The organism is Pseudomonas sp. PDM13 (genome assembly GCF_025685765.1).
Classification (GTDB): Bacteria; Pseudomonadota; Gammaproteobacteria; order Pseudomonadales; family Pseudomonadaceae; genus Metapseudomonas; species Metapseudomonas solani.
In genome coordinates this window covers 154,959-170,720 of the sequence record NZ_JAOTQU010000006.1, presented here as the reverse complement: position 1 = coordinate 170,720, position 15,762 = coordinate 154,959, and the positions used below count along the sequence as shown (strand labels likewise).

Genomic DNA, 15,762 nt, shown 5'->3' with positions numbered 1-15,762 from the left:
GCGCACCCTCTTCGCTCTTTGTTTAGCGCCAGCTGAACAATAGATAGGAAAAACTGGATTTTAAGCACCCTTGGCGGCGTGCGAGGCTCGTGCCATTCCATATCCAGGCGTTCCACAATGGGTTTTCCCCCGCCACTGATTGCACCACCCGAGCCCCTCGCCGCACCGGCAGGGCGCGGTCTGCGGTGCGAGCGCCGGTGGCCGGGGCAACCCAGCGTCTCCCTTCCCCTCGAACTGGCCTTCTGGGCCCTCTGGCACTGCCGCCACGCGCGCCCGCCGGACGCTGCTCCCTTCTGATCGCCGGCCGGTTCCCACTGCGGAAACTGGCCTACCTTGATGACGATCCGTTCCCGAACGCACGGCTGCACATTGTTTGCATGGCCTTGCCCGGGATCATCACCTGCGCCCGTCGTGGCGCTGAAGAGAGCCAGATGAAATTCGCCACAGAGCAGGAAGCCCGAGACTTTCTCGACCAGAACCTCGATATCGACGCCTTCGAGCTGTTCATCCTCGATGCCAACGGCGTGCCACGGGGCAAGCTGCTGCACCGCGATGAGCTGCTCGCCGTGTACCAGAGTGGCCGGCCGCTGCCGAGCACCATCCTCGGCCTCACCCTCAATGGCGACGACGTGGAGAACTCCGGCCTGGTCTGGGACGTGGGCGACATCGACTGCCGCGCCTACCCGCTGGCCGGCAGCCTGGTGCGCATGCCCTGGCGCCGCATGCCCACCGCCGCCGTGCAGGTCAGCATGCACCCGAGCGAAGGCATGCCCGCCGCCATCGCCGACCCGCGCCACGTGCTGATCGAAGTGATCGAGCGCCTCAAGGCCGATGGCTTCCACCCGGTGATGGCCTGCGAGCTGGAGTTCTACCTGCTGGACCAGAAGCCCGATGCCCAGGGCCGCCCACAACCGGCGCTGGATGGCGACGGCCGCCGCCCGCGCACCACCCAGGTCTACGGTCTGCGCGAGCTGGAGCAGATCGAGCCCTTCCTCGCCGACCTCTATGCGGCCTGCAAGGCCCAGGGCATTCCCGCCCGTACCGCCATTTCCGAATACGCGCCGGGCCAGGTTGAAATCACCCTGGAACACGGCGACGCGCTGGAGGCCATGGACCAGGCCGTGCGCTACAAGCGCCTGGTCAAGGGCGTGGCTAACGCCCACGGCATGCAGGCCTGCTTCATGGCCAAGCCCTTCGATCATCTGGCCGGCACCGGCATGCACATGCACGTCAGCCTGGCCGATGCGCAAGGCCGCAACCTGTTCGCCAGCGAAGACCCGGCCGGCACCCCGCAACTGCGCCTGGCCGTCGGCGGCATGCTCGCCTCCCTGCTGGATTCGCTGCTGCTGTTCTGCCCCAACGCCAACTCCTACCGCCGCTTCCAGGCCAACAGCTACGCGCCCCTGGCGCCCACCTGGGGTGTGGATAACCGCACCGTCAGCCTGCGCGTGCCCGGAGGTCCGGCCTACACCCGCCACATCGAGCACCGTATCTGCGGCGCCGACGCCAACCCCTACCTCGCGGCGGCCGCCATCCTCGCCGCCATTCACCGCGGCATCCGCGACGAGATCGACCCGGGCGAGCCGGTGGAGGGCAATGGTTATGCACAGGCCAAGGAGCTGCTGCCCACCGATTGGCTCACCGCGTTGCAGGCCCTGGAGAACTCCAGCTGGGCGCGCGAGGCCCTGGGGCCGGAGTTCCTCGGCGTCTACCTCGCGGTGAAGCGCGCCGAGTACCGCCAGTTCATGGCCGAAGTGGGCGAGCAGGACTGGCGCTGGTACCTCAACCAGGCCTGATGCCCGGCCAAGCCGCCTCCGCGTGTGCGGGGCGGCGGCTGTTCTGCTGCATCCAGCAGGAAAACCGAATTCGTACAGAGAAGGCCCCCGAGGGCCTTGCAGGAACCGAAATGAATGTCGCATTGAAGACCACGCCCAGCGCCGAGCGCTGCGCCTCCTACTACACCGCCACCCTCAATTCCGAGACCGACTACCCCACCCTGCAGGGCACGGTGGAGGCTGACGTGGTGATCATCGGCGGCGGCTTCACCGGCGTCGCCACCGCCGTCGAGCTGGCCGAGCGCGGCCTCAAGGTCGCCCTGGTGGAAGCGAAGAAGATCGGCTGGGGCGCCACCGGGCGCAACGGCGGCCAGGTCACCGGCAGCCTCTCGGGCGACGCCGCCATGCGCAAGCAGATGCGCAAGCGCCTGGGTGAGGAGGTGGACGACTTCATCTGGCACCTGCGCTGGCGCGGCCACGCGATCATCAAGAGCCGGGTGGAGAAATACGGCATCGCCTGCGACCTCAAGCACGGCCACCTGCACGCGGCGATGAAGCCGGCCCATATGGACGAGCTGAGCGAATCCTTCGAGGAGGCCCAGCGCCGCGGCATGGGGGACGAGGTGACCCTGCTCGACGCCGCCGGCGTGCGCCAGCACCTAGAGAGCGACCTGTACCTGGGCGCGCTGAAGAACACCCGCAACATGCACCTGCACCCGCTCAACCTGTGCATCGGCGAAGCCCGTGCGGCGGAGAGTTTGGGGGCGATGATCTTCGAGCATTCCGAGGTGCTGGAGATCGTCCACGGCGAGCGCCCGGCGGTGGTCACCGCCCAGGGCCGCATCAACGCCCGCCAGGTGCTGCTGGCCGGCGACGTGTACCACAAGCTGGAGCCGAAGAAGCTCAAGGGCATGATCTTCCCGGCCATGGGCGGCATCGTCACCACCCGCCCGCTGGGCGAGCTGGCCGACCGCATCAACCCCCAGGACCTGGCCGTCTACGACTGCCGCTTCGTGCTCGACTACTACCGCCTCACCGCCGACAAGCGCCTGCTGCTGGGTGGCGGCGCCAACTACTCGGGGCGTGACTCGCGGGACATCGCCGGCGAGCTGCGCCCGGCCATCGAACGCACCTTCCCGGCGCTCAAGGGCATCGAGATCGACTACCAGTGGAGCTGCGCGATGGGCATCGTCATCAACCGCATCCCGCAACTGGGCAAGCTCTCGCCCAACGTCTGGTACTGCCAGGGCTACTCCGGTCACGGCATCGCCACCACCCACATCATGGGCGAGATCATGGCCCAGGCCATGACCGGCAGCCTCGGCCACTACGACACCTTCGCCGACTGTTCGCACATCAAGGTTCCCATGGGCGACGTCTTCGGCAACCCCATGCTCGCCGTGGGCATGTGGTACTACCAGATGCTGGAGAAGCTGCGCTGAGTTGCATCGGTAGGTTGGGCTGAGGTCACGAAGCCCAACGGTACGAGACTGAACCAGGGCACGTTGGGCCTCGCTGCGCTCGGCGCCAACCTACGGTGCTTCATGGCGCACCTGTAGGGGCGAATTCATTCGCCCGGGAGCGCCATTGCGCAGCATGGATTTCGCCGCGCTCTACCCCCGCTGCGCCTTGAGGAACAGCGAGAACAGCTCCGACTGCGACTTGATCCCGAGCTTGGCGTAGATGTGCTTGCGGTGGACCTTCACCGTCTCCGCCGAGATGGCCAGCTTGCGCGCCACTTCCTTGCTGGAGCAGCCGCTGAGCATCAGCCGGGCCACTTCCAGTTCGCGGGCGGTGAGGGCGCTTTCCACCTGCTGGCCCACCTGTTCCAGTTGCACTTCCCAGTTCGGCGCCGGTTGCGGCGCGCGGGTCAGCAGCTCGCGCTCGAAGGCCAGGCGCTGGCGCATCAGTGCCGTCACCCAGGGTTCCACCAGGCTCAGCAGGGCGATCTGCTCCGGGGTGAAGCCCTGGCGGGAGCCGAGGGACAGGCACAGGGTGCGCCCGCCCTCCAGCGTCACGTTGAACTGCAGTTCGTCGGCCACCACATTGAGGCGGTGGTAGCGCTGGTAGTAGTCCGTCTGCTCGAAGCATTCCGGCGCCACGTCGGCCAGGCGCAGCAGGCCGCCCCGGGTGCTCTCGCGGCTGTGGATATAGAAGGGGTCGAGCAGGTAGAGGCCGTCCAGGTAGTCCTGGAACAGCAGGTCCGGCTCACCGTCCTCGCCCGGGCATTCGGCGAACACCTGGGGCCGGCCCTCGCTGAACAGCAGCGCCACCCAGCTGTCGTGGGGCACGTACTGGCCGAGGGTGCGCACCAGGGCGACCCAGAAGCCCGGGGCGTCCAGGGCTTCGATCAGTTGCCCCACCGAGCGGTGCCAGGCGATGTCCTGAAGGCTCAACGTCATGCTTCTACCCCTGATGGGTTACCACGCGGGCGTAATTTCACCGGAAGCGTCGGCGGTTCCATACTTCGGGAACACCCGGGACCGACGCAGCGCGCATTCTGACCGGTTTGCGCAATCAGGTCTCGTGCCAAGACAAGAATCAGGAGTCCCCATGAAGGTCGAACTCGTCCAGCTGGCCGGTCGTGACGGCGATACCGCCCACAACCTCGCCCGCGCCCTGGAAGCCATCGCCGCCTGCGCCGCCGGCACCGATCTGGTGGTGTTCCCGGAAACCCACCTGATGGGCTTCCCCACCCGCGAGAACATCGCCGCCGTCGCCGAGCCGCTGGATGGCCCCACCGTCCAGGCCGTGCAGCGCGCCGCCCGCGAGCGCGACGTCGCCGTGGCCATAGGCGTGGCCGAGAACGACGCCGGCACCTACTACAACACCACGCTGCTGATCACCCCCGAAGGCATCGCCCTCAAATACCGCAAGACCCACCTCTGGGCCTCGGACCGCGGCATCTTCACCCCCGGTGACCGCTACGCCACCTGCCTGTTCAAGGGCGTGCGCGTGGGCCTGCTGATCTGCTTCGACATCGAATTCCCCGAGAGCGCCCGCGCCCTCGGCCAGCTAGGCGCGGAGCTGATCATCGTCACCAACGGCAACATGGACCCCTACGGCCCCACCCACCGCACCGCGATCATGGGCCGTGCCATGGAGAACCAGGCCTTCGCAGTGATGGTGAACCGCGTGGGCGAGGGCGATGGCGACCTGGTGTTCGCCGGTGGCAGCGCCGTGGTCGACCCCTTCGGCCGCCTGCTGCTGGAAGCCGGGCGCGAGGAGTGCCGGCAGATCATCGAGCTGGACCTCGGCCAGATCGCCGCCGCGCGCAGCGACTACCGCTACCTCGACGACCGCCGCATGGTGCTGCCGGGCGAGATGTGCGAGCACGCCGACGGCCGCCGCGAGCTGCTGATTCCCTGACCCTGATTTGACGGGCGCCCCCGAGGCGCCCGCATTGCCGCCTGCATTGGGCGGTCGCTCCACCTTCGCCGACTTCGGCTCTGCCATAACAACCAACAATTCGGAGTAGCAGTAATGGCTCGTCTTCAGCGCACCCTGTCGCTGGGGTCCGTGGTGCTGTTCGGCATCGCGTACATGACCCCGATCATCGTCCTCGGCACCTTCGGCATCCTCGCCGACGTCACCCAGGGCCTGGTTCCCGCCGCCTATGTGGCCGCTTCACTGGCCATGCTGTTCACCGCGCTTAGCTATGCACGGATGGCCGCAGCCTTCCCGGTGGCCGGCTCGGCCTACACCTACGTGCGCAAATCCATCAGCCCCAAGCTGGGCTTCCTCGCCGGTTGGGCGGTGCTGCTGGACTACCTGTTCCTGCCCATGGCCATCTGGCTGATCGGCGCGGCCTACCTGCATTCGGCCTTCCCCGCTGTGCCCCAGGCCATCTGGGTGCTGGCCTTCATCGGCGTCACCACGGCCATCAACGTGGTCGGCCTGAAGCTGGCGAAGAACATCAACGGCGCGCTGATGCTGGTGCAGTTCCTGGTGCTGCTGGCCTTCGTCGCGCTCTGCGCGCACTACGTGCTGGGCGATGCCAGCAAGCCGCTGTGGTCCCTGGCGCCCTTCGTCGGCGAGGGGCTCAACCTGCCGTTGGTGATGAGCGGCGCGGCCATCGCCTGCTACTCCTTCCTCGGCTTCGACGCGGTGAGCACCCTCACCGAAGAGACCCGCGACCCGAGCCGCACCATCCCCAAGGCGATCCTGTTGATCACCCTGGTCGGCGGCCTGATCTTCATCCTCACCTCCTACTTCGTGCAGCTGGCGCACCCGTCCATCGAGTTCCAGAGCGCGGATTCGGCGGCCTATGAGATCGCCCGCAACATCGGTGGTGATGTGTTCGTGTCGGTCTTCCTCATCGGCCTGATCGTCGGCCAGTTCACCTCGGGCCTCTCCGCCCAGGCCAGCGCCTCGCGCCTGCTGTTCGCCATGGGCCGCGACGGCGTGCTGCCGCAATCCCTGTTCGGTCGCCTCAGCGAGCGCTTCGGCACCCCGGTGGGCAGCATCGTGCTGTGCGGTGTGGTGGCCCTGCTGGCGCTGGAGATGGACGTGACCACCTCCACCTCCTTCATCAACTTCGGCGCCTTCCTGGCCTTCAGCCTGGTGAACCTGTCGGTGATCTTCCACTACTGGCTGCGCAGCGATAAACGCGGCCCGCGCGAGGCGCTGCTGTTCGTGGTCTGCCCGCTGATCGGCATGGTTTCCACCCTGTGGCTGATGATCAGCCTTGACCACCTGGCCATCATCCTCGGCCTGTCGTGGCTGGCCCTGGGCGTGATCTACCTCGCCTGGCTCACCGGCGGCTTCCGTCGCCAGCCGCCGGAACTGCACTTCGAAGAGGCCTGACGGCCGCGCCGGGGAGGGCGGGCACCGTGCTCGCCCGCTCGGCGGAATAGACGCCCGATCCGAGGCGGCAAAGGTCGGTTTCCTGGCATAAAGTGGGCGCTCTTTTTCCCACGGTTCCGGAGCCGGCCATGGATGCCCCGCTGTTCGATTCGCTACCCGATGACGAGACCCTGTACCAGGCGCTGCTGGAGCGCGACCCGGCCTATGAGGGCTTCGCCTTCGTCGGGGTCAAGAGCACCGGGGTGTTCTGCCGCCTGACCTGCGCCGCGCGCAAGCCCAAGCGGGAGAACTCGGTGTTCTTTGGCAGCATCAAGGCCTGTGTCGAGGCGGGCTTCCGCCCCTGCCTGCGCTGCCGCCCGCTGGACCAAGTGGGCGCCCAGGAGCCGCTGGTCAAGGAACTGATCGCGCTGCTGGAGCAGGATCAGGAGCGGCGCTGGCTGGAAGGCGACCTGGTCGCCCTCGGCCATGACCCGTCCACGGTACGCCGTGCCTTCAAGCGCCACTTCGGCGTGACCTTCCTCGAGATGGCCCGCCTGCGCCGCATCGGCCAGGGCCTGGCCCAGCTCTCCGCCGGGGCGCGGGTGGTGGACGCCCAGGTGACTGCCAGCTTCGATTCCGACAGCGGCTTCCGCAGCGCCTTCACCCGTCTGCTGGGCGAGCCGCCGTCGCAGCTGCGCGGGCGCGAGCTGCTCAAGGCCGACTGGCTGGAAACGCCCTTGGGCGTGATGCTGGCGGTGGCGGATGCGCAATCCCTGCACCTGCTGGAGTTCTTCGACCGGCCGGCCCTGGCCAACGAACTGAAGAACCTGCAGAAGCTCACCGGCACCGGCACCAGCATCGGCTTCGGCCGCTTCGCCCCCATCGACCAGATCGAGGCGGAGCTTTCGCGTTACTTCGCCGGCGAGCCGGTGGTCTTCGCCACGCCGCTGGCCATGGGCGCCTCGGCCTTCACCCGCAGCGTGTGGCAGGCCCTGCGCGAGATCCCCTTCGGCATCACCTGCAGCTACGCCGACCTGGCCCGCGCCATCGGCTCGCCCTCATCGGTGCGCGCCGTGGCCCGCGCCAATGGCACCAACCAGATCGCCATCGTCATTCCCTGCCACCGCATCATCGGCTCCGACGGCTCCCTCACCGGCTACGGCGGCGGGCTGTGGCGCAAACGCTGGCTGATCGAGCATGAGCGGCGGATGGGGCGCGCGGTCCCGGGCTGAAGCCCGGGCTACGTGGCTGGCACATTTTTCCTTGTAGGAGCGAGCTCTGCTCGCGAAGCTGCTGGCGGAGCTGCGCACTGCTTGGCGAGTGAATTCGCTCCTACGGGGTGGGCACATGCCTGCGGGTCAACGCGCGGCGCTGACGCCTTCAAGGGTGGCGAAGGAGGTGTCCTTGGCGGTGAGCAGGAAGTCGCGCATGAAGGGGGCGTCGAGCATGTCCGAGCGGATGGCGGCGTGGAGGGTGGCGTAGAGGGATTTCTCGCCGAGCTTCTTGGCCGTGACGTAGCCCCGCGAGCTGTACTCGTACAGTGCCCAGTTGGGCAGGCAGCAGACGCCGCGGCCGCTGGCCACCAGCTGCATCATCATCACCGTGAGTTCCGAGGTGCGCACCTGGGCCGGTTCGACGTCGGCGGGTTCGAGGAAGCGGGTGAAGATGTCCAGGCGGTCGCGTTCCACCGGGTAGGTGATCAGGGTTTCCGTTTCCAGGTCCTCGGGGACCATGTAGGGCTTGCCCGCCAGTGGGTGCTGGTTGGCCACCGCCAGCAGCGCTTCGTAGGTGAACAGCGGCACGTAGGTGATGCCGGGCAGGTCGATGGGGTCGGCGGTCACCACCAGGTCGAGGTCGCCGCGGGCCAGGGCCGGCAGCGGGGCGAAGGAGAAGCCCGAGGCCAGGTCCAGCTCCACTTCCGGCCAGGCATCGCGGAACTGGTCGATGGTCGGCATCAGCCACTGGAAGCAGCTGTGGCATTCGATGGCCATGTGCAGGCGCCCGGCGGTGCCGCCGGCCAGCCGCGCGATGTCGCGCTCGGCGTTGCGCAGTTGCGGCAGCAGCGAGTCGGCCAGTTGCAGCAGGCGCAGGCCGGCACTGGTGAAGCGCACCGGCTTCGTCTTGCGCACGAACAGCTGCATGCCGAGGCGTTCCTCCAGTTCCTTGAACTGGTGGGAGAGGGCCGACTGGGTGAGGTGCAGGCGTTCCGCCGCCTCCACCAGGCTGTCGGCCTCGCGCAGGGCGTGCAGGGTCTTGAGGTGGCGGAACTCGAGCATGGCGATTCTCTATGAACAGAATTTGTGACGAACGAGAAAATGTTGAGTTTGTCTCATGGAGGCCTGGCTGTCGACAATGGCGCCATCAACCTCAATGGAGCTTCATGCCATGGCCCTGGCCCACAGTCTTGGATTCCCCCGCATCGGTCGCGACCGCGAACTGAAGAAAGCCCTCGAAGCCTTCTGGAAAGGTGAACTCGACGAAGCCGGGCTGCGCGCTGTTGGCCGTGACCTGCGTGCCACCCATTGGCAACTGCAGAAGGACGCCGGCATCGAGCTGCTGCCGGTGGGCGACTTCGCCTGGTATGACCAGGTGCTGACCCACTCGCTGAGCTTCGGGGTGATTCCCGAGCGCTTCCGCCCCCACAGCGGCAAGCCCGGCCTGGATACCCTGTTCGCCATGGCCCGTGGCGTTTCCGGTGGTTGCTGCGGCGGCGCCCATGCCCAGGAGATGACCAAGTGGTTCGATACCAACTACCACTACCTGGTGCCGGAGTTCACCGCTGACCAGCAGTTCCAGCTGAGCTGGGAGCAGCTGTTCGAGGAGGTGGACGAGGCCCATGCCCTGGGCCACCCGGTGAAGCCGGTGCTGATCGGCCCGCTGACCTACCTGTGGCTGGGCAAGGCCAAGGGCGTTGAGTTCGACCGCCTCGACCTGCTGGATCGCCTGTTGCCGGTGTACGGGGAGATCTTCCAGCGCCTGGCCGCCCAGGGCGTGGAGTGGGTGCAGATTGATGAGCCGATCCTGGTGCTGGACCTGCCCCAGGAGTGGAAGAGCGCCTTCGAGCGGGCCTACAACCTGCTGCAGCGCGAGCCGCTGAAGAAGCTGATCGCCACCTATTTCGGCGGCCTGGAAGACAACCTCGGCCTGGCCGCGAGCCTGCCGCTGGACGGCCTGCACATCGACCTGGTGCGCGCCCCGGAGCAGTACCCGACCATCCTCGACCGCCTGCCGGCCTACAAGGTGCTGTCCCTGGGCCTGGTCAATGGCCGCAACGTTTGGCGCTGCGACCTGGACAAGGCCCTGGATGTGCTCCGGCACGCCCATGAACGCCTGGGCGAGCGCCTGTGGGTGGCGCCGTCCTGCTCGCTGCTGCACAGCCCGGTGGACCTGGGCCGTGAGGACAAGCTCGATGGCGAACTCAAGGACTGGCTCGCCTTCGCCGTGCAGAAGTGCGCCGAGGTCGCCATCCTCGGCCGTGCCCTGAACGAGCCGGAAGCTCCCGAGGTGCTGGCCGCCCTGGCCCACAGCCGCACCGTGCAGGCCGACCGTGCGCGCTCGCCGCGTATCCACAAACCGGCGGTGCAGGCACGCCTGGCAGCCATCGAGCCGGCCCACAGCCAGCGCCGCTCGCCCTTCGCCGAACGCATCCGCCAGCAGCGTGCGCACCTTGACCTGCCGCTGTTCCCCACCACCACCATCGGCTCCTTCCCGCAGACGGCGTCGATCCGCCTGGCGCGCCAGGCTTTCAAGCAGGGCAAGCTGTCGGCGGCCGAATACACCGAGGCCATGCACAGCGAGATTCGCCACGCGGTGGAGGTGCAGGAGCAGCTCGGCCTGGATGTGCTGGTGCACGGCGAGGCGGAGCGCAACGACATGGTGGAGTACTTCGCCGAGCAGCTGGACGGCTACCTGTTCACCCGCTTCGGCTGGGTGCAGAGCTACGGTTCGCGTTGCGTGAAGCCGGCGGTGATCTTCGGTGACCTGAGCCGCCCGAAAGCCATGACCCTGGACTGGATCCGCTACGCTCAGGGCCTGACCAACAAGGTGATGAAGGGCATGCTCACCGGCCCGGTGACCATGCTGATGTGGTCCTTCCCCCGCGAGGACCTGACCCGCGAGGAGCAGGCCCGGCAGCTGGCGCTGGCCATCCGCGACGAGGTGGTGGACTTGGAGGCGGCGGGCATCCGCGTCGTGCAGATCGACGAGGCGGCCTTCCGCGAGGGCCTGCCGCTGCGCCGCAGCCAGTGGCAGGGCTACCTGGACTGGGCCACCGAGGCCTTCCGCCTGTGCGCCTCAGGCGTGGCGGACCAGACCCAGATCCACACCCACATGTGCTACAGCGAATTCAACGATGTGATCGAGTCCATCGCTGCCATGGATGCCGACGTGATCACCATCGAGACCTCGCGCTCGGACATGGAGCTGCTGGAGGCCTTCAAGGCCTTCGCCTACCCCAACGAGATCGGCCCGGGCGTCTACGACATCCACTCGCCCCGCGTGCCGGACAGCGCCGAGATGGCCGGCCTGCTGCGCAAGGCGGCCGAGCGCATCCCTGCCGAGCGCCTGTGGGTCAACCCGGATTGCGGCCTGAAGACCCGCGCCTGGCCGGAGACCGAAGCGGCGCTGGTGAACATGGTGGCGGCGGCGCGGCAGCTGCGCGCGCAGTTCGCCTGAGCAGGGCGTGGTAACGAAAAAGGCGGCCCTCGGGCCGCCTTTTTCATGGGCGGGGATCAGCCGCGGTAGACGGGGAAGTCCGCGCAGAGGGCCGCGACCTGTTTGGCCACCTGGGCCTCGACGTCGGCATCACCGAGGTGGTCGAGGATGTCGCAGATCCAGCCGGCCAGTTCGATGCTCTGCGGCTCCTTGAAGCCACGGGTGGTGATGGCCGGGGTGCCGATGCGCACGCCCGAGGTGACGAAGGGCGATTGCGGGTCGTTGGGCACGGCGTTCTTGTTCACGGTGATGCCGGCGCGGCCGAGGGCGGCGTCGGCGTCCTTGCCGGTCAGGCCCTGCTTGATCAGTGACAGCAGGAACAGGTGGTTGTCGGTGCCGCCGGACACCACGTCGAAGCCGCGCTCGATGAACACCTGGGCCATGGCCTGGGCGTTCTTGATCACCTGGGCCTGGTAGGTCTTGAAGCCGGGCTCCAGCGCTTCCTTGAAGCACACCGCCTTGCCGGCGATCACGTGCATCAGCGGGCCGCCCTGGGCGCCGGGGAACACGGCGGAGTTGAGCTTCTTCTCGATCTCCTCGTTCTTGCGGGCGAGGATCAGGCCGCCGCGCGGGCCGCGCAGGGTCTTGTGGGTGGTGGTGGTGACCACGTCGGCGTAGGGCAGCGGGCTGGGGTACAGACCGGCAGCGACCAGGCCGGCGACGTGGGCCATGTCGACGAACAGCAGCGCCCCGACCTTGTCGGCGATGGCGCGGAAGCGCGGGAAGTCGAGGGTCTTCGAATAGGCGGAGAAGCCGGCGACGATCATCTTCGGCTTGTGCTCCACGGCCAGGCGTTCGACCTCGTCGTAGTCGATCAGCCCGGTGCGGGTGTCGAGGCCGTACTGTACGGCGTTGTACAGCTTGCCGGAAGACGACACCTTGGCGCCGTGGGTGAGGTGGCCACCGTGGGCCAGGCTCATGCCGAGGATGGTGTCGCCGGCATTGAGCAGGGCCAGGTAGACGGCGGAGTTGGCGGAGGAGCCGGAGTGCGGCTGGACGTTGGCGTAGTCGGCGCCGAACAGCTCCTTGGCGCGGTCGATGGCCAATTGCTCGACCTTGTCGACGTATTCACAGCCACCGTAGTAGCGCTTGCCCGGGTAGCCCTCGGCGTACTTGTTGGTCAGGCCGCTGCCCTGGGCTTCCATCACCCGCTGGCTGGTGTAGTTCTCGGAGGCGATCAGCTCGATGTGGTCTTCCTGGCGCTGTTCTTCTTCCTGCATCGCACTGAAGAGTTCGTCGTCGTAGCCCTGGATCTGGTCGTGCTTGCTGAACATGGGAAATCCTCGGTCATGGTCCTGGAACAAGGGATAGCAAGGGCGGTGCCAGGGGCAATAAATACAGGGTTATCAACGGGTTGGAGATATTCGGGGTGGGATGCGGCGAAGCGGCTGTAGGGATTTCGCTACAACAGGGCGAACCCGGCCGCGCCCGCTGCAGTCTGACTCCCGTCAGCCCGGGCCTGCAGCGCCTGTAGCGTTGCCGTTACGCCGTAACGGAAGCGCTACAAGGCTTCTGGGAAGGCCATTGCAGAGGCCCGCAACGACCGTTGGGCGCCCTTCATGAAACTGTCACGGTTCTGTGGCAGTGCGCACGAAAGAGATTCATCAGAATCGCGTTTCACTGGGGTTTTGCGTTCTGGATTTTCATCATGCGTCTTTTCATTTTTCTCGCCGCCTTGCTCTGCGGCCTGCCCGCTTTTGCCTCCGCGCGCTGCGATACGCAGGTACCGACGGAGACCGTGCACCTGGGCGAAGTGCGGCTGGCCTACCAGAGCATCGGCGATGAAAAGGACCCGGCGCTGCTGCTGATCATGGGGCTGGGCGGCCAGCTCATCCATTGGCCCGACGAGGTGGTGGCGGCCCTTTGCGAGCAGGGTTTCCGGGTGATCCGCTATGACAATCGCGACGTCGGCCTGTCTGCCTGGAGCCACCCGGAGCCGGCCGCCAACCTGACCTACGAAGCGTTGCGCTACCGCCTGGGCTTCCCCGTGCAGGCGCCTTACAGCCTGCGTGACATGGCCGGTGACACGCTGAGCCTGATGGACGCCCTGCATATCCGCCAGGCCCATGTGCTGGGCGCGAGCATGGGCGGGATGATCGCCCAGCATGTGGCCGATATCGCCCCGGAGCGGGTGCTGAGCCTGACCCTGGTGATGACCAGCTCCGGCGCCCAGGGGCTACCGGCGCCGAGCCATGCGCTGATCGCCCTGCTGGCCCGTCGTGAGGCGCCGAGCCGCGAGGTGGCGCTGGAGCAGCAGGCCGACCTGCTGGCCGCCCTGGGCAGCCCGGATGTGGCGGACGATCGCACGCAGTTGCTGGAGCAGGCCGCGCGGGCCTATGACCGTGCCTTCAACCCCGAGGGCGTGCAGCGGCAGATGCTGGCGATACTCGCCGAACCGAGCCGCGTGGAGATGCTCAACCGCCTGAGCGTGCCGACCCTGGTGGTGCACGGCACCGCCGACCCGCTGCTGCCAGTGATGCATGGCGTGCACGTGGCGGCGCATATCAAGGGTTCGGAATTGAAGCTGATCCCGGGGCTGGCCCATCGCTTCCAGGAGGCCTTCAAGGAGCCCCTGCTGGCGGCAGTGCTGCCGCACCTGTTGGCCCATCGGCAGGTGGATGGGCACGTGGCGCAGCTGTGAGCTCATCGCTGGAGGGGGGAGTAGGGTGGGCTTCAGCCCACCAATAGGCGTCCCACGGTCATCTCCCATTTCGTGCCAGGCTCCCCGGGCTGAAGCCCGGGCTACCTGCGGAATGACCATTTCTTCCCGGGTCCGTTTATCGCGTCGTTGTTGCTGGGCTGAAGCGGAACGCCGCCCGGCCCACCCTACGGCGTGATGGTGTGGCTGGCCTTCAGGATCAGGCGGCGTCGGCCTTGGGGCGGTTGAGCAGGTATTGGGCGAGGCGTTCCTGCTGGCCGGGGGTCATGAACAGGCCGAGCTTGGTGCGGCGCCAAAGGATGTCGTCCAGGCCGGTGGCCCATTCTTCGCGGCACAGGTAATCCACTTCACGAGCGTACAGGCCACTGCCCAGGTGATCGCCCAGGTCGGTGAGGTTCTGCACGCCTTCCAGCATCTTCCAGGTACGGCTGCCATAGGTGCCGGCCCAGCGCCGCGCCAGGCTGTCGGGCAGCCAGCCGAAGCGGGCGCAGAGGGCTTCGGCCAGCTCGGCCTGGCTGCTCATCTGCTCGCCACCGGGCAGCGGCTGGCTGGCGGTCCAGCTCGGCTTGGCGTTGGGGAAGAACGGCGCCAGCTGGGCCAGGGTGGACTCGGCGAGCTTGCGGTAGGTGGTGAGCTTGCCGCCGAACACCGAGAGCAGCGGCGCTTCGCCCGGGTGGGCTTCCAGCGACAGGGTGTAGTCGCGGGTGACGGCCGAAGGGTCGTCGGACTCGTCATCGCACAGCGGGCGCACGCCGGAATAGGTGCGCAGGATGTCCTTCTCGCTGATCTGCTGCTTGAAGTGGCGGTTGACCACGTCCAGCAGGTAGGTGGTTTCCTCGGCACTGATCGCCACCTTGGCCGGGTCGCCCTGGTATTCGCGGTCGGTGGTGCCGATCAGGGTGAAGCGTTCCAGGTAGGGGATGGCGAAGACGATGCGGCGGTCCTCGTTCTGCAGGATGTAGGCGTGCTCGCCGTCGTGCAGCCTGGGCACGATGATGTGGCTGCCCTGGATCAGGCGGATGCCGTAGGGCGACTTCTGCTTGAGGTCGTCCTTGATGAACTTCGCCACCCAGGGGCCGGCGGCGTTGACCAGGGCGCGGGCGCGGATCGACAGCAGGGTGCCGTCGGCGCGTTCCAGGTGGATGTGCCACAGGCCCTTGCTGCGGCGGGCGCTGACACAGCGGGTGCGGGTGTGGATGTGCGCGCCGTTCTCGCGGGCGGCCATGGCGTTGAGCACCACCAGGCGGGCGTCGTCGACCCAGCAGTCGGAGTATTCGAAGCCGCGGGCGATATCCGCCTTCAGCGGGCTGCCGGCGCCGAACTTCAGGCCACGGGAGCCCGGCAGCTTCTCGCGCTTGCCGAGGTGGTCATAGAGGAACAGGCCGGCGCGGATCATCCAGGCCGGGCGCAGGTGCGGGCGGTGGGGCAGGACGAAGCGCATGGGGCGGACGATGTGCGGGGCCTTGGCCAGCAGCACTTCGCGCTCGGCCAGGGCTTCGCGCACCAGGCGGAACTCGTAGTGCTCGAGGTAGCGCAGGCCACCATGGATCAGCTTGCTGCTGGCGGAGGAGGTGTGCTGGGCGAGGTCGTCCTTTTCGCAAAGGAAAACCGACAGCCCACGCCCGGCCGCATCGGCGGCGATGCCCACGCCATTGATGCCGCCACCGACGACGGCCAGGTCATAGACTTCGGAAATGGGCGATTGGCGGCTCATCGGAGGGTTCATGCAGGCGGCACCGTAAGTCGAAAGTGAACTTTGAATGTTCGTTTCCGAAAAATGCTAGTCGAATACGCATGAAACCGCCAGCCCGCATGCGCGGCTGCGAGCGG

At 67.3% G+C, this 15,762-nt stretch carries 11 protein-coding genes; 7 read left to right on the top strand and 4 right to left on the bottom strand.

Annotation, left to right across the window (positions count from 1 at the left end; translation table 11 throughout):
- Positions 1 to 431 precede the first annotated feature (431 nt).
- A complete protein-coding gene (locus tag OEJ36_RS09095) occupies positions 432 to 1,796 on the top strand; it encodes a glutamine synthetase family protein (RefSeq protein WP_263401233.1) in 1,365 nt (454 codons plus the stop codon).
- A gap of 110 nt (positions 1,797 to 1,906) precedes the next feature.
- Positions 1,907 to 3,217 (top strand): NAD(P)/FAD-dependent oxidoreductase, encoded by a 1,311-nt coding sequence (locus tag OEJ36_RS09090; protein ID WP_263401232.1) that lies wholly within the window; start codon positions 1,907 to 1,909, stop codon positions 3,215 to 3,217.
- A 171-nt stretch (positions 3,218 to 3,388) separates the two neighbouring features.
- On the opposite strand, the gene OEJ36_RS09085 is transcribed toward OEJ36_RS09090, so the two are convergent.
- Complete coding sequence (locus OEJ36_RS09085) at positions 3,389 to 4,177, bottom strand: helix-turn-helix transcriptional regulator (protein WP_263401231.1); 789 nt, start codon at positions 4,175 to 4,177, stop codon at positions 3,389 to 3,391.
- 151 nt (positions 4,178 to 4,328) lie between these two features.
- Between OEJ36_RS09085 and OEJ36_RS09080 the strand changes: the two genes are divergently transcribed.
- The 3 genes from OEJ36_RS09080 to OEJ36_RS09070 all read left to right on the top strand — a co-directional run bounded on the left by OEJ36_RS09080 (position 4,329) and on the right by OEJ36_RS09070 (position 7,792).
- A complete protein-coding gene (locus OEJ36_RS09080) occupies positions 4,329 to 5,144 on the top strand; it encodes a carbon-nitrogen hydrolase family protein (protein WP_263401230.1) in 816 nt (271 codons plus the stop codon).
- A gap of 114 nt (positions 5,145 to 5,258) precedes the next feature.
- A complete protein-coding gene (locus OEJ36_RS09075) occupies positions 5,259 to 6,581 on the top strand; it encodes an APC family permease (RefSeq protein ID WP_263401229.1) in 1,323 nt (440 codons plus the stop codon).
- Positions 6,582 to 6,709: 128 nt separating this feature from the next.
- The gene (locus OEJ36_RS09070) at positions 6,710 to 7,792 is read left to right on the top strand and encodes a bifunctional transcriptional activator/DNA repair enzyme AdaA (protein ID WP_263401228.1); all 1,083 of its coding nucleotides are present in this window, start codon (positions 6,710 to 6,712) and stop codon (positions 7,790 to 7,792) included.
- A 126-nt stretch (positions 7,793 to 7,918) separates the two neighbouring features.
- Here OEJ36_RS09070 and metR read toward each other — a convergent pair whose 3' ends face one another.
- Positions 7,919 to 8,836, bottom strand: coding sequence for a transcriptional regulator MetR (gene metR, locus OEJ36_RS09065; protein ID WP_263401227.1), 918 nt, complete (start codon positions 8,834 to 8,836; stop codon positions 7,919 to 7,921).
- Between the two features lie 109 nt (positions 8,837 to 8,945).
- Here metR and metE point away from each other — a divergent pair, with 109 nt between their 5' ends.
- The gene (metE, locus tag OEJ36_RS09060) at positions 8,946 to 11,234 is read left to right on the top strand and encodes a 5-methyltetrahydropteroyltriglutamate--homocysteine S-methyltransferase (protein WP_263401226.1); all 2,289 of its coding nucleotides are present in this window, start codon (positions 8,946 to 8,948) and stop codon (positions 11,232 to 11,234) included.
- Between the two features lie 56 nt (positions 11,235 to 11,290).
- On the opposite strand, the gene glyA is transcribed toward metE, so the two are convergent.
- A complete protein-coding gene (gene glyA / locus OEJ36_RS09055) occupies positions 11,291 to 12,547 on the bottom strand; it encodes a serine hydroxymethyltransferase (RefSeq protein ID WP_263401225.1) in 1,257 nt (418 codons plus the stop codon).
- A gap of 374 nt (positions 12,548 to 12,921) precedes the next feature.
- On the opposite strand from glyA, the gene OEJ36_RS09050 reads away from it, so the two are divergent.
- Positions 12,922 to 13,914, top strand: coding sequence for an alpha/beta fold hydrolase (locus tag OEJ36_RS09050; RefSeq protein ID WP_263401224.1), 993 nt, complete (start codon positions 12,922 to 12,924; stop codon positions 13,912 to 13,914).
- 217 nt (positions 13,915 to 14,131) lie between these two features.
- On the opposite strand, the gene glpD is transcribed toward OEJ36_RS09050, so the two are convergent.
- On the bottom strand, positions 14,132 to 15,658 hold the full coding sequence (gene glpD, locus OEJ36_RS09045; protein ID WP_263401223.1) for a glycerol-3-phosphate dehydrogenase: 1,527 nt from the start codon (positions 15,656 to 15,658) through the stop codon (positions 14,132 to 14,134).
- Positions 15,659 to 15,762 lie beyond the last annotated feature (104 nt).

Coding starts and splice junctions, on each gene's coding strand:
- glyA (WP_263401225.1), bottom strand. CDS start 12,547: ATGTTCAGCAAGCACGACCAGATCCAGGGCTACGACGACGAACTCTTC.
- OEJ36_RS09050 (WP_263401224.1), top strand. CDS start 12,922: ATGCGTCTTTTCATTTTTCTCGCCGCCTTGCTCTGCGGCCTGCCCGCT.
- glpD (WP_263401223.1), bottom strand. CDS start 15,658: ATGAACCCTCCGATGAGCCGCCAATCGCCCATTTCCGAAGTCTATGAC.
- OEJ36_RS09080 (WP_263401230.1), top strand. CDS start 4,329: ATGAAGGTCGAACTCGTCCAGCTGGCCGGTCGTGACGGCGATACCGCC.
- OEJ36_RS09075 (WP_263401229.1), top strand. CDS start 5,259: ATGGCTCGTCTTCAGCGCACCCTGTCGCTGGGGTCCGTGGTGCTGTTC.
- OEJ36_RS09070 (WP_263401228.1), top strand. CDS start 6,710: ATGGATGCCCCGCTGTTCGATTCGCTACCCGATGACGAGACCCTGTAC.
- OEJ36_RS09095 (WP_263401233.1), top strand. CDS start 432: ATGAAATTCGCCACAGAGCAGGAAGCCCGAGACTTTCTCGACCAGAAC.
- metR (WP_263401227.1), bottom strand. CDS start 8,836: ATGCTCGAGTTCCGCCACCTCAAGACCCTGCACGCCCTGCGCGAGGCC.
- metE (WP_263401226.1), top strand. CDS start 8,946: ATGGCCCTGGCCCACAGTCTTGGATTCCCCCGCATCGGTCGCGACCGC.
- OEJ36_RS09090 (WP_263401232.1), top strand. CDS start 1,907: ATGAATGTCGCATTGAAGACCACGCCCAGCGCCGAGCGCTGCGCCTCC.
- OEJ36_RS09085 (WP_263401231.1), bottom strand. CDS start 4,177: ATGACGTTGAGCCTTCAGGACATCGCCTGGCACCGCTCGGTGGGGCAA.